The sequence below is a fragment of the uncultured Capnocytophaga sp. genome (genome assembly GCF_937936315.1).
GTDB lineage: Bacteria > Bacteroidota > Bacteroidia > Flavobacteriales > Flavobacteriaceae > Capnocytophaga.
Genome location: NZ_CALGWU010000006.1, coordinates 109355 through 123035, shown reverse-complemented (window position 1 = coordinate 123035; position 13681 = coordinate 109355). Strand labels below are relative to the sequence as shown.

Sequence of the window (13681 nt, the reverse complement as noted above, 5' to 3'; positions counted from 1 at the left end):
AATACTAATCACCCGTAGACTTTTCGCGCAGCATTCTTTTTAAAAGAGAGTTAGTTAAAATATGTTTTTTATCCCTATATGTTAAAAATATGATTAGGAATTGGTATTTTAGGATAAGATACAAAAAAGAGTTTTAAGAAGCTCTTATCTTTTACCTCTCACCTCTTACCTAAAACGATTTAAGGTGGTTATAGTCAAAGGTCTCACCTCTTACCATTCCGAACAGAGCAGTTAAACCTTTTAGCGCAGATGGTACTACGGTCACGTGGGAGAGTATGTCGCCGCCTTCTTATAAAGAGCAATTCTGATAAAGAGTTGCTCTTTTTTATTGTGAATTATGATGAATTGAACAAATAGAAATGATAATAAGTAAAAACTCCCTAAGGCATTATGCGTTGGGGAGTTTTTTGCTTTGTAGGAAGTTTTATTGTTTCCTTTCTAAGATAAAGAAGAGGTGTACATTTACTTTTACAACTTTAAAATATTATCTGTAGATTTAAATCTTAAACAAATGTTAAATCTCTCTTGTGTAAAAAGTAATATTTTCACACTTTAATTATTTGTAATTTATTGTTAAACAAAGTGTTGTAGTAAATCACTCCATGTTTTAAGAGTTATTTTTTTTACCATGTGCTAAAATATTTTCACACTCATATTTGTATGGTATTTTTCTTTTTTGTACTTTTGTGCGATTTATCGTGCTTTATAAGCATGTTTCTTATAGCAATGTTTTTTAAATTAGATCAGATGAAAGTAAAAAGTTTTTTTAAGTACCTTGTACTATTACTCCTAATCTTCTCAGGAGTACAGGAGTTCTATGCACAAACACAAGGTCATTTAAGAGTAGCAAGAAGACAATTCGGTAGCGCTTGTATTAGCGCTTCTTATAATAATTGGAAAGTCTTTTTTTATTGGGATGGACCCTGGTTTAATGCTAATAATGTTTTTTATATTGAGTTGTCAGATCCTAATGGAAGTTTTGATAATCCTACTCTTCTAAAAACAGTAACTCCAAAAAGACAAAATCAAACAAGTTTTGAGGCAGAAGAAGATAAATTTTCTTTCCCTGTAAGTACTTTTGGTAAAAAATACAAAATTCGAGTAAGAAGTACAAGCCCCGCTTCCGAAGTAATCGCTATCAATAAGGATGGTGTTGCTGGTTCTGAAGAATTCGAGGCTGTCTATATGCTTGCTACAGGGGTAACAGTAACTCCTCAAAATGTAACTCTTTGCCCTGGTCATACTCAAGAATTAAAAGTAGTGAGCCTCCCCAGTGGGCAACCTGTTTCTAACTATCGCTATGTGTGGGGTAAAATGGTAGGTAGTAATCGCGTCCCTCTTCAAAGAAATGCTGGGCCTACCTTTACTGTCTCAGAAGCTGGATATTATTATGCAGCTATAGACTATGAAACAAATTGCCCTAACAATACAAATTCTCAAAGTATAGAAGTAAAAGTTTCAGGTAATCAATCCGTTACCATTGCCTCTTCAGCTACTGAAGTGTGCGAAAGTGAGGCTTTTACACTTACTGCTACACCCCCAAATGCTTCAGCTAAATTTATTTGGTATCGCGATAATACTAAATTGGGCGAAACCCAAGGTGTAAATACTTATACCATTCCCGTAGGGCAAAACCTCGCTGGTAACTACTATGTGCAAGTAGGAAGTGGAGGTAGTTGCGATGTGCAATCTAACCGCTTAACAATCTCTCGTAAGGATAATATAACTGCGTCAATTGCTACTACAGCGAGCACTGTCTTGATGCCTGGAAAAACCCGTGTCTTCTCAGTGACAACTACCGCACAAAGCCCTCAATACAAATGGTTTAAAAATGGTGCTGAAATTGCAGGAGAAACAGCTGCTTCCTATACAGCCAATACAGCTGGTACCTATAAAGCCGAAGTTGTACAAACCGCTGGCTGTGCCGCTACTATTACTACCAACGAAATTACTCTAAACGCCCCCGATAACTTTAAAGTTGCTATCAAAACCAAAAACCCTTTCCAGCCTTGTACCACCAACGCTGTTACTTTAGCTATCGATAAAATTACAGCTGTAATAGGATCTACCGAACTCTCTGTAGACCCTTCCGACTATACCGCTTTCTCCTTTCAATGGCAAGCTAATACCTCCGGTGCCTATGCCGATGTACCTGGAGCTACCCAAAAAGAACTGCCCCTGAATAGCGCTTTACAAAACGGTAAATACAAACTCAAAGTTACTGCTACTGGATTTACAATCCCTGACTCTAATGAATTAGATATTCAATTACAAGACGCTAATGCCTTGAAAATAAACGGAGGTAATAACTCTTTAGAATTTTGCGAAGGTACTGCTACCCTCTCTGTCTCTACAGGTGCTTCCCCTTCAGCTACCTATACTTGGTTTAAAGATAATGTGAAAGTAGCCGAAGGTGTAGGAAAAACTGAGTACTCTGCAGAAGGTACAGGTGTCTACTATGCTACCGTAGCTGCAAGCTCAGGAGGATGCCCTGCTACCTCTAACTCTGTAGTCGTAAAGAAAACTACTATCACAGCTCGTTGGGCCGAAGATATTAATACCCGTGAAATCTATTACCACGGGAAAACAAACGTCCTACAAGTATCCCATAATATGACATCTCCTACTATTGAATGGAGTAAAAATGGTGCTGTGATCCCAGGCGAAACTGGTACACAACTTACCATTTCATCAGCCCCAACTTCTGTCGATGTATATACCGTAAAACTTACCGATAACGGTAACTGCGGTACCGTAAAGACCCTCGACCCCATCTATTTCGAAACTATCGCCGATATCACTGATGTGAAAATAGGTACCCTTGCTGTTGCTTCTGCCGATTGCGAAACCCGATCTCAAACTACTCTCGAAATACAAAAAATAAAAGCAAAACTAAGTAGTAGTGGACAAGAAGTAGAAGTAAAACGCGCAGACTATCGCTATTTTAATACCCAATGGACAAAAGACGCTACTGATATTTTAGGCGAAACCCGTCAACAATTAGTAGTATTACGCGCCGGAAACTCCGAGTCAGCTAAATACGCTGCACGTGTAACCTACAACACTAGCATTATCAAAACATCTGCCGAACGTGCTATAGCCTTTACCCCAATCCCTGATTTCGAAATCTCATCAGCCGATGGCGCTAAAGGTACTGTATACTTATGCCAAGGAGGTTCGCTCTCCCTTACAGTATCAGCTGATAGCTTCGACCCTAATGCTACCATAGCCGATAGCTTCTCCTATAAATGGTATAAAGTAACTAGTGCTAACTATACAAATGATACCCCAATAGGTACAGAAACCCATGAAACTAATATAGATGCTATAGGTGAATACTACTTAGAAATTAATAATGGCGGTTGCCCTAAAAGAGCCCATATAAAAGTAGAAAACTACCGATTAGGACTCTTTGAACTCGGTTTCAAAGGAACTGATAACTCTATTGCCAAAGTAGGACAAAATCAATCTCCAAGAATAAAAATAAGCGCTCAAGTAGGCGAAAATGTAGTCGTACTTAAAAAAACAAATAACGACAACGAAATTGAAATTGCTGGTGGTAACTTTGTATGGGTAAAAGACGATGGTACTCAAAAATATGGCACAACCCTTGATATCTCTTCCGAAGATATGGCTGGTAACTATACCCTAAAAGAAACTTCCTGCCCCGCTGTCGGAGATAATGCTATAAACTTTCAACTCGATATCTATAAAGTCGATGTCGTCCCTAATATCGTAACCCCTAATGGAGACCTTTTCAACGATACTTGGGAAATACCAGCTAAATACACTAGCCCAAAAGTGAAAGTAACCATTTATACAATCGAAGGTAAAGAAGAATTCTCCGGAACTAACTATAAAAACCAATGGCCGTCTGCCAATTCAAATGCCTTCAAAGACCTTGGTAAACGCGCCCTTATGTATATCTACACTATTAAAGGTGAATATACTGAAAATGGAGTAACTAAAAATGTAGACTTAAAAGGTACTATTACCATCTTAAAATAACAACAAACAATGAAAACTAAAATTAATATACTCATTATAGCGTTTGTGCTTGGTGCCTGCTCAATTTGGGCTCAAGGCGATGGTAACTACTTGCCTTATGAAATGCCCGGACATACAGCCGTGAAATACAACACATATCTCATGCACCCTGCTTTCCCTATATTTAACAAAAACGAATCTCAAATTACCTTCTTCCACCGAAATCAATGGATGGGATTTAAAGACGAAAAATTCAATACCTTCGCTCTTTCATATGGTAAAAAATGGGGAGGCGATGCAAGTAGAAAAAAAGATTACTACGACGGAAATAATATGGCTCACGGAATGATTTTCCAACGAAATGCTAGCTTCTTCTCTAATACCGGCCTCTTAGGAAACTACGTCCATCAAGTCGAAATCTCAAGAGATAACTATTTGAGACTAGGTTTGAACTTCGTCTTCGCCCGTAGCGGTATTAATAAAAGTAAAGTCCGTTCTAACGTACAAGACCCTCTGGTTGAAAACGCTAAAACTACCAGCATCATCAACCTCCAACCTGGAGTAGATGTGAACTTTGGCTATTGGCACTTCGGTCTTACCGCCGAAAACCTTTTAGATTACGCTTTCTCCGTAGGTGAAATGGCCGTGCCTTTCAACGAAAAATCTCTTACTGCTCACGTAATGTACCGTAAAGAAATACAAAGCAATAGCAACTTTTTGGAAGACGGATTTTTCAGCGTAATGGCAAAAGGCAAAAAAACAAAAGATAATTTCCAATTCGGAGCTAACATAATGCTCGATGTCAAAATGGGATGGGTATACGCCGGTTACGACCAAAAATATGGCGTCTTCGGAGGCCTAGGATTTAATGTAAGCAACCACCTTAGTATAGGTTTTGGCTATGAACAAAGTACTGCCAACTATATCGCAGAACAAGGAGGTAGTTACGATGTCTTGCTCTCTTATCAATTCGGAGGTAAACACCATATCAAAAAACCTAAAGTGCAACCTAAAAATCCTCTTGTAGTAAAAGAACCTCCTGTAGTTAAACCTCCTGAACCTAAGGTCGTAACTCCTACCGTTACCGTTACTCAAACACCAACACCTCCTCCTGCTCCTCCTAAACCTAGAACTCCTATGGATGAATTGAGCAAACGTATCAAAGTAGTCGAAGACGATATCGATAATATCCCTCCTGGTTACTACGTGATCGTAGGTGTTTACAACAACCCGGGTGGCGCTTACAAAATGACACAAGAAATCAGACAAAAACTCGAAGTTGATGTCGCTACCTTCATGCACCCTAACGGATTGACTTATATCTATGTCGATAAACCTTATGAAACACGAGGCGATGCAGGGGAACGACTTATAAACCTACTCCGACGTCCAGAGTTTAAAAACTCTAAAGCTTGGATACTCAAAGTAGGTAAATAATAAACAATAATATAAAGACTGTTCAAAATAGTGACTACAAGAAACTCTTTTTGAACAGTCTTTTTACTTAAAAAACATTATAATGAAAAAAATCCTTTGCTTTATAGCACTTTTAGCTTTGCAGTCTTGCGCTACTATCAATCACCAGCAAACTACTCGCTCTCATACAAAAAAAAACGCTCCTAAGCCAGCTGCTAATGTAAAAACAACCGTTTATAAAACTAATGTTACGGCTACTTACTATCACGATAAATTTAATGGAAGAAAAACCGCTAGTGGTGCTGTTTTTAACAATAATAAACTCACTACAGCTCATCCTTCCTTGCCCTTTGGTACCCAACTAAAAGTTACTAATCCCATAAATGGTAAATCTGTACTAGTCACAGTTACCGATAGAGGTCCCTTTACCAAAGGCCGAGAACTCGACCTCACCAAAAAAGCTTTTATGGAAATTACCGATAATAAAAACAAAGGTCTACTACAAGTAGATATAGAAATTATAAAATAAAAAGTAATAACTTGAATTTTATATAATTTCTCACTATAACCTCTCTTTTTCAAAAAAAATTAAACCGATATAATTACCCTTTGTTAATTGTTATTTGTTAATTATTTCGTACCTTTGCCCTCATTATGAAAATACTTTATTTACACGGGCTCGATAGCTTTCTGCAAGATGATAGACGCAATGTGCTATCTCATTATGGCGAAATATTCGCCCCTACTATCAACTATCGAAATGCCCCTAACCTATTTGATGAACTGCAAAACCAATACGCCTCTGCCGATGTACTCATCGGGTCAAGTTTGGGCGGACTTGTAGTTTATTACCTCGCCCAAAAATTAGGCAAACCTTGCTTGCTATTCAATCCTGCTCTTACTCATCGACATGAAATGCCTTTCAATCCCCAGCCTAATCCCGATTATGCTGCTTATATGCAAGTAGTCATAGGGTTACAAGACTCTGTGATTGCCCCGTGGGAATCGCTTGCCGTCCTGCGCGAAGATATGAGTGCTTTGTCCAATGTTACCATTCATTTGCTCAACACTATGGAACACTCTTATCCCATAGAAATTTTTGAAAACGAAGTAAAACACTTTTTTATTAATTATTAATTGATTAAATATGTTTCCACTCAGAAGAAACCGCCGCTTGCGCGTGAATGATACGATACGTAGTTTAGTAAAAGAAACGATCGTTACCCCCGATGATTTCCTCGTGCCTCTATTTGTAGTCGAAGGCACAGGTGTAAAAGAAGAAATCGCTTCTATGCCTGGCTATTACCGATATAGCCTAGACTTGTTGGCAAAAGAAGTAAAAGAACTTTGGAGCTTAGGGCTCAAATCAGTTTTACTATTTGTAAAAGTCCCCGATAACCTCAAAGACAACAAAGGTACTGAAGCTGCTAATCCAAATGGTTTAATGCAACGGGCTATTAAAACTATAAAAGAAGCAACCCCTCAAATGCTTATAATGACCGATGTAGCCCTCGACCCTTATTCTATCTATGGTCACGATGGTATTGTAGAGAAGGGTCGCATTGTGAACGACGCTACCGTTGATGCTCTTTGCCGTATGGCTCTATCTCACGCCGAGGCAGGCGCCGATTTTATCGCCCCTAGCGATATGATGGATGGTCGTATCCTTGCTTTGCGCGAAACCCTTGAAGATAATAGTTTTGAGCACGTGGGGATAATGTCGTACAGCGCCAAATACGCTTCTGCTTTCTACGGTCCTTTCCGCGATGCCCTTGATAGTGCTCCTGTAGATCAGCAAGATATCCCTAAGGATAAGAAAACTTACCAAATGGACTATCACAACCGCCTCGAAGCGTTGCGCGAAACACGTATGGATATAGAGGAAGGCGCTGATATTGTGATGGTAAAACCAGGGCTTTGTTATTTAGACATCGTTCGTGAGGTAAAGAATATGAGCGAAGTACCTGTAGCGGTATACCAAGTATCCGGCGAATACGCAATGCTCAAAGCTGCTGCTGCCAAGGGTTGGCTTGACCACGATGCCGTGATGATGGAACAAATCGTGAGCATCAAACGCGCTGGTGCCGATATTATCGCAAGCTATTTCGCCAAAGAAGTTGTAAAACTCTTGTAAAAAACAGAATCGTCTTTGCATCATAAACCTGATAATCAATCACTTTTAGAGTATGTTATGTAGGGGCGTTTTGCAAACGCCCTCCCCAAGAAAAACTTTTAGGACAGCCTCCTATTATATTGCAAACGCCCTCACTAAATAACTACATTTAAATTTTCTATGAAAAAACACTTTTTAACACTTGCCTCTATGGCACTTCTAACTGCTTGTGGTGGCGGCACTAACAATAACAATAACAACAACAGCAACGATACCACCACCCCCGAAACTACTACCCCTCAGGCAACCACTACAGCCACCCCTGAACCCGATTTTCCCGATTGGCAAAACCAAAAAGGGGTAAAACCTATTACACTTAACCCGCCTTTAGCCGATACCCCCGACGCAGCAATGGCTGCCAAAGGTGAAGAAACTTTCAACAATCTTTGTATTGCCTGCCACCGCCCTAAAAAGCGCCTAATAGGTCCTGCAATGATTGGCATAATGGAACGCCGCACCCCTGAGTGGCTGATGAATATGATACTCTACCCCGATGCAATGGAAAAACAGGACCCTATCGCTAAAAAATTAGTGGAAGAGTACCAAAGCCTAATGCTCAACCAAAACCTCACTGAGCAACAAGCCCGTGAAGTACTTGAGTATTTAAGAACGATAAAATAATTGCCAAATTTGCTAATTTATAAATTTGCTAATTTGCTAATTAATCCGTATCTTTGTAGCTTGAAAATATAATATTATATATAAAATATATGAAAACCATAGACAATTTTAACTTTGCGGGCAAGAAAGCCCTTATTCGTGTGGACTTCAATGTGCCGTTAGACGAAAACTTTAAAGTAACCGATAACACTCGTATTGAGGCTGCTAAACCTACTATCGAGAAAATCCTTAAAGATGGTGGTACTGCTGTACTTATGAGCCACTTAGGTCGCCCTAAAGGAGAACGTAACGACAAATATTCTCTCCGTCATATCGTTAGCGAAGTAGAAAAAGTATTAGGCAAAAAAGTTATCTTCGTAGACGATTGCGTAGGAGAAGCTGCCGAAAAAGCTGTAGCTGCAGCTCCTGCTGGTAGTGTAGTACTCCTCGAAAACTTGCGTTATCACAACGAAGAAGAAAAAGGCGATGAAAACTTCTCTAAACAATTGGCTAAATTGGGTGATATCTACGTGAACGACGCTTTCGGTACCGCTCACCGTGCCCACGCTTCTACTACTATCGTAGCAAAATTCTTCCCTAACAATAAATGCTTCGGTTACCTCCTCGCTAAAGAAATTGAAAGTATCGAGAAAGTGATGAAAACCGGCGAAAAACCTGTAACTGCTATCCTTGGTGGTTCTAAAGTTTCTTCTAAAATCACTATCATCGAAAATATTTTAGACAAAGTAAACCACCTTATCATCGGTGGAGGTATGGCTTATACCTTTGCTAAAGCACAAGGCGGTAAAGTAGGTAACTCTATCTGTGAGGACGATAAACTCGACCTCGCTCTCGATATCCTTGCTAAAGCTAAAGCTAAAGGTGTAGAAGTTCACTTGCCTATCGATGTGGTAGCAGCCGATGCTTTCGACAACAACGCTAAAACCCAAGTAGTACCTGTAAATGCTGTCCCTGATGGTTGGGAAGGTCTTGATGCGGGTCCTAAAACACTTGCAAATATCAAATCGGTATTGCTCGCTTCTAAAACTATCTTATGGAATGGCCCTGTAGGGGTGTTTGAAATGCCTAATTTTGCTAAAGGTACTATCGCCGTAGGTGATTATGTAGCCGAAGCTACTAAAAATGGTGCTTTCTCACTCGTAGGTGGTGGCGACTCAGTAGCAGCTGTTAAACAATTTGGCTTTGAAAACAAAGTGAGCTATGTTTCTACCGGTGGTGGTGCTATGCTCGAAAGCCTCGAAGGATTAGTACTTCCTGGTATCGCTGCTATCAATGAATAGACAATAAACAATTAGGTGAAAAATGACCTTATTTGTTGAACATATCAATTTGCAACAATTCTCCACACCCACAAGTGTGGAGAATTATTGTATATTTATGTTTGAAGGCTCAGGAGTCTTTACAGTAGATGCTACCCCGTATACTTATAAGGGTTACACCTTGCTTTTCCTCTCTCCTTTTCAGCACTTTCAGTGGCAAGAAGCAAGCATTACAACTGCCGAACTTTTGCAATTTCACGGTGATTTCTATTGTATAGAATACCACAAAAAAGAAGTTGCTTGCAATGGTTTCCTCTTCAATGCCCTGTTTTTGCAACCTCATATCAGTGTGGCAGAAGCTACTTTTGTAGAAGTTAAAAATCTATTTAGAAATATAACTGCTGAACTTATAGAGAATAATCCTTTTTCAGAAGCGGTACTGCGGTCTTATCTTCAGCTTATTTTGGCACTTTCTAGCAAGGAAAAAAGCCTCTTACTCACCGATGCCCCTCCTCAAACCGAACACACTCTCGCAACCGACTTCCAAGAGCTTTTAGAAAAACATTTCCTTAGCGAGCGCAACCTCTCTTTCTATGCCGAGGCGCTCTCCCTCACCCCCGATGCTTTTAGCAAGAAGCTGAAAAAACTCATTGGGAAAACACCTACCAAACTCCTCCAAGAGCGATTGGTGTTAGAAGCCAAAAAGCAACTGCACCTCACGCATAAGTCTATCAAAGAAATAGCCTTCGATTTGAATTTCGAAGATGAGTTCTATTTCAGTAGATTCTTCAAAAAAAATGTAGGACTCTCTCCTAAACACTTCCGCGAAAGTGTAGGTATTTCTATTGTTGCCAATGAAGCTGACTAAAATGTCTATGTAATCACCTTTTTTATCCATTTGCATTTGCCAAAAAAGCCGTAATTTTGCGCCCTGAAAACTTCCCTATTGCTCCAAGGGGAAAAAGGCTATAAAAATATATGGAGATTTATTTAACAAAAACAATTTTAACAGTATGCAGAAATTATTATCATTTTTAGCAGGAAGCGAACGCAGTTTCGTGAATTTTATTAGAGTTGCTATCTTCATCGTAATGGCGTGGATAGGTGGCTTAAAAGTATGTCAGTACGAAGCCGATGGCATTGTACCTTTCGTGACTAACAGTCCGTTTATGAGTTTTTTCTATGCTAATTCAGGTAAAACCGCTATCGATGAGAACGGTGTTACAGGTGAAGCTAACAAAGGCAAAGAAGTAGCTCAATACAAATTGCACAAAAACCCTGAAGGCAAGATGGTGAAAGCTAATATTGAGTGGCACAAAGAGAACAACACTTATATTTTCTCTTACGCTTTAGGTGCTTTTATATGCTTTATTGGTTTGCTAACCCTTTTGGGTATTTGGTCACCTAAAATTGGGGTAGTAGGAGGATTGCTTACTTTTGGAATGAGCATCGTTACCCTTTCTTTCCTCATCACTACACCAGAAGTGTATGTACCTAATTTAGGTGGTGATATGCCTACTCCAGCTTACGGTTTCCCTTACTTATCAGGAGCTGGACGCTTGGTATTGAAAGATATTATAATGTCGGCAGGTGGTTTGATAGCTGCTTCCGAAGCTGCAAGAAGAATTTTAGCAGCTAAGAAATAAGAAATAAAAAGTAAAAAAAGAGGCAACTGTAAATCTTCTCAGTTGCCTCTTTTTTTTGGTATCACTACACTTTGGCAAAGTTTTAATTGCTCGTCGTGCTACGACCTTTGCCAAAGTTGATTATTCTGATAATCAATCACTTTTAAAAATAACTTATTTTTCCTCTTACCTCTTACTTCTTACCTCTTACCTGTTTGAAGATTGATAAGGTTTATTTTCTTCTTCTTATTTTGCTGTTTTTGGTATTCGTCAAACTGCATTAGCAGGTTGTTGTTTGCACGGATAAGCGCATTGGTTTCGAGCAAAATGCTGAAATACAATTTGGTGGTTTTATGACTAGTTTCAGTGGTACGAATACGGTCAATTTGCTTTTGTACCATTTTTGATACTTCGTTTTTCAACACCTTGCAATCTTCAAAGATGATGTGTAACTTGTTATAGTCTGATCCTTTAAATATTTCGGCTTCTGCCTTAAACACCTCTTCCATCTTGTCCGAAATGTATTTCAAATCTCTCAGCTGATTGAACTTGAGGTTCTTGTGATTGTTGTTCACGTGCTCATAGCTGTTGAGGGTAATAGCGGTAAGACACTGCGCCATATCCTGCAAGCAATCCAAAATGAGTATATAGAACTTACTTGACGCTACCGAACTCTCATTCAGCGATTTGATAAAGTAATACACATTACCTTTCAGCTCGTCGAGTTCTTTTTCTAACTTTTTAGCGTTTTTCTTGTTTTTGGTAAGTTTAGCGAGGTCTTGTGTGCCGAGGTTTTTCACCACCTTGCTATAAAGCTCATCGATGCGGAAAATCGTTTCGGATACATAGTTAGAACTTTCTTTGATCACCCCGCCAATGGTCGCCAAATCAGCGCGTTCAAAGCGTTTGCCTTGCGCTTTGGCTTTCTGTTTATTGCGATAAATCACGGCGTTGCGGATAAGTACAAAGCCCACTACCATAATCATCACTATAAGTCCAATCACACTTCCGTAGTACAATATTCCTGAAACTATAAAAGCTCCAATGAAAGCCACGATAGCTGTTAAGAACCAACCGCCGATTACGTTTAACACCCCTGCCACACGGTACACAGCACTATCGCGCCCCCAAGCTCTATCGGCAAGTGATGAACCCATCGCCACCATAAAGGTTACATAAGTGGTAGAGAGCGGCAATTTGAACGAAGTACCTACAGCAATCAAACTACTCGATACCACAAGGTTGATAGCTGCGCGCACAAGGTCAAAAGCGGGTAGGTCTTCTTCTTTTACATTAGGGTCGAGTTCTGGTTTTTCAAAGCGGCTATCTATCTTCTTGCTAAGAAATTTAGGCATCACAAACTCCACTGCATTAGCGCAAATCACGGTAATACGCACCAAAAAACGCGACAAGAAGTTAGACGAAAATTTCTCTTCACCACCTTCACTTTGGCGTGATAAGTTTACTCCTGTATCAATCACGTGGCGCGCTTTTTTGGAGAACCAAAGGGTGAGAATCATCACAAAGCCAGTGAACAATAGCAAGAAAGTGGGGGTAGTGATTTGTCCGTCAGCCAAAGCTCCCATTAGCAAACCATTATGTGCTACACCCGAGTTATGCCATATATCGTACGATTGATAAGCGGCTACTGGTACCCCGATAAAGTTCACCAAGTCGTTGCCCGCAAATGCCATCGCCAAAGCAAAAGTACCACTGAGGATGATTACCCTAAAAATGTTTATTTTCATACGTATAAGCACTTGTGAGAGCACCGAATAGAAAATAAAACAGCCAAAGAGTAGTAGTACTATATTTGTATCTATCCACGCAATGGCTTCTTTAGGAATGAAAGCAACATCTTTGAGTCCTTTAAAAATGATAAAGTAGGAAAGACCTGTAAGCGACAAACCTCCAAATACACCTCCTACATATTTTACGTTGTCTTGATATTTGAATGTAAATACTAATCGGGCTAAGTATTGCACAATGGTACCCACTGTAAAGGCTATGGCTACTGAGGTGAAAATACCCATAATGATTTTACCTGCTTCTCCTGTGTTGATGTAGTTGAAAGCATTCAACAGAGGTTCGCCACTTGTAAAAGTTTTTATTGTAGCTACACACATCGCAGCGCCCAAAAGTTCAAAAACTATAGATACTGTAGTGGAGGTGGGTAACCCAATAGAGTTGAAGAGGTCGAAGAGGAGAATATCGGCAAGAATAACCGACATAAAAATAATCATAACCTCATCGAAATAGAAGAGTTGGGGGTTAAAAATCCCTTTGCGGGCAATTTCCATCATTCCACTCGAGAAAACAGCACCGATGGCTACCCCCACGCTCGCAACTATCATAATCGTGCGAATAGTTGCCACTTTTGAGCCTACAGCCGAATTGAGAAAGTTTGCTGCGTCGTTACTTACACCTACCACTAAATCAATAACGGCGAGTACCAAGAATACGAACAACATGAAAATGTATACCTGTTCCATAACACTTATACTAGTTTGAGAGGGCAAAGATAGTATATAATTAGCAAATTAACAAGCACTATTTCTGTTATAATTTTAGTAGAACCGAAAAATATTACTACCTTTGTA

Annotated in this window: 10 protein-coding genes and 1 rRNA gene; 10 read left to right on the top strand and 1 reads right to left on the bottom strand. The window is 39.6% G+C overall.

Features of this window, described 5'->3' with window-relative positions:
• The first annotated feature begins 180 nt into the window (after nt 1–180).
• The 10 genes from rrf (at nt 181) to Q0162_RS01585 (ending at nt 11102) form a co-directional block, all read left to right on the top strand.
• Nucleotides 181–290: ribosomal RNA gene (gene rrf / locus Q0162_RS01630) — 5S ribosomal RNA — on the top strand.
• Between the two features lie 457 nt (nt 291–747).
• Nucleotides 748–4008 (top strand): gliding motility-associated C-terminal domain-containing protein, encoded by a 3261-nt coding sequence (locus Q0162_RS01625; RefSeq protein WP_297888073.1) that lies wholly within the window; start codon nt 748–750, stop codon nt 4006–4008.
• Between the two features lie 9 nt (nt 4009–4017).
• A complete protein-coding gene (locus Q0162_RS01620; RefSeq protein WP_297888070.1) occupies nt 4018–5424 on the top strand; it encodes a PorP/SprF family type IX secretion system membrane protein in 1407 nt (468 codons plus the stop codon).
• An 82-nt stretch (nt 5425–5506) separates the two neighbouring features.
• Complete coding sequence (locus Q0162_RS01615; protein ID WP_297888067.1) at nt 5507–5932, top strand: septal ring lytic transglycosylase RlpA family protein; 426 nt, start codon at nt 5507–5509, stop codon at nt 5930–5932.
• A 125-nt stretch (nt 5933–6057) separates the two neighbouring features.
• The gene (locus Q0162_RS01610; RefSeq protein WP_297888064.1) at nt 6058–6540 is read left to right on the top strand and encodes a YqiA/YcfP family alpha/beta fold hydrolase; all 483 of its coding nucleotides are present in this window, start codon (nt 6058–6060) and stop codon (nt 6538–6540) included.
• 10 nt (nt 6541–6550) lie between these two features.
• Nucleotides 6551–7537 carry a porphobilinogen synthase gene (hemB, locus tag Q0162_RS01605; RefSeq protein ID WP_297888062.1) on the top strand — a complete coding sequence of 329 codons (987 nt, stop codon included), beginning with the start codon at nt 6551–6553 and terminating at the stop codon, nt 7535–7537.
• A gap of 159 nt (nt 7538–7696) precedes the next feature.
• On the top strand, nt 7697–8197 hold the full coding sequence (locus tag Q0162_RS01600; RefSeq protein ID WP_297888057.1) for a cytochrome c: 501 nt from the start codon (nt 7697–7699) through the stop codon (nt 8195–8197).
• An 89-nt stretch (nt 8198–8286) separates the two neighbouring features.
• Complete coding sequence (gene pgk / locus Q0162_RS01595; protein ID WP_297888049.1) at nt 8287–9477, top strand: phosphoglycerate kinase; 1191 nt, start codon at nt 8287–8289, stop codon at nt 9475–9477.
• A gap of 22 nt (nt 9478–9499) precedes the next feature.
• Nucleotides 9500–10324 (top strand): AraC family transcriptional regulator, encoded by an 825-nt coding sequence (locus tag Q0162_RS01590; protein ID WP_095898193.1) that lies wholly within the window; start codon nt 9500–9502, stop codon nt 10322–10324.
• Between the two features lie 145 nt (nt 10325–10469).
• The gene (locus Q0162_RS01585; RefSeq protein WP_095902409.1) at nt 10470–11102 is read left to right on the top strand and encodes a DUF417 family protein; all 633 of its coding nucleotides are present in this window, start codon (nt 10470–10472) and stop codon (nt 11100–11102) included.
• 179 nt (nt 11103–11281) lie between these two features.
• Here Q0162_RS01585 and Q0162_RS01580 read toward each other — a convergent pair whose 3' ends face one another.
• The gene (locus Q0162_RS01580; RefSeq protein WP_297888040.1) at nt 11282–13573 is read right to left on the bottom strand and encodes an inorganic phosphate transporter; all 2292 of its coding nucleotides are present in this window, start codon (nt 13571–13573) and stop codon (nt 11282–11284) included.
• Between the last annotated feature and the right edge of the window lie 108 nt (nt 13574–13681).

What these genes read in the sequence shown, in the direction of transcription:
- Q0162_RS01615 (WP_297888067.1), top strand. Translation starts at nt 5,507, where the DNA reads ATGAAAAAAATCCTTTGCTTTATAGCACTTTTAGCTTTGCAGTCTTGC.
- Q0162_RS01600 (WP_297888057.1), top strand. Translation starts at nt 7,697, where the DNA reads ATGAAAAAACACTTTTTAACACTTGCCTCTATGGCACTTCTAACTGCT.
- hemB (WP_297888062.1), top strand. Translation starts at nt 6,551, where the DNA reads ATGTTTCCACTCAGAAGAAACCGCCGCTTGCGCGTGAATGATACGATA.
- Q0162_RS01580 (WP_297888040.1), bottom strand. Translation starts at nt 13,573, where the DNA reads ATGGAACAGGTATACATTTTCATGTTGTTCGTATTCTTGGTACTCGCC.
- Q0162_RS01610 (WP_297888064.1), top strand. Translation starts at nt 6,058, where the DNA reads ATGAAAATACTTTATTTACACGGGCTCGATAGCTTTCTGCAAGATGAT.
- Q0162_RS01620 (WP_297888070.1), top strand. Translation starts at nt 4,018, where the DNA reads ATGAAAACTAAAATTAATATACTCATTATAGCGTTTGTGCTTGGTGCC.
- Q0162_RS01625 (WP_297888073.1), top strand. Translation starts at nt 748, where the DNA reads ATGAAAGTAAAAAGTTTTTTTAAGTACCTTGTACTATTACTCCTAATC.
- Q0162_RS01590 (WP_095898193.1), top strand. Translation starts at nt 9,500, where the DNA reads ATGACCTTATTTGTTGAACATATCAATTTGCAACAATTCTCCACACCC.
- pgk (WP_297888049.1), top strand. Translation starts at nt 8,287, where the DNA reads ATGAAAACCATAGACAATTTTAACTTTGCGGGCAAGAAAGCCCTTATT.
- Q0162_RS01585 (WP_095902409.1), top strand. Translation starts at nt 10,470, where the DNA reads ATGCAGAAATTATTATCATTTTTAGCAGGAAGCGAACGCAGTTTCGTG.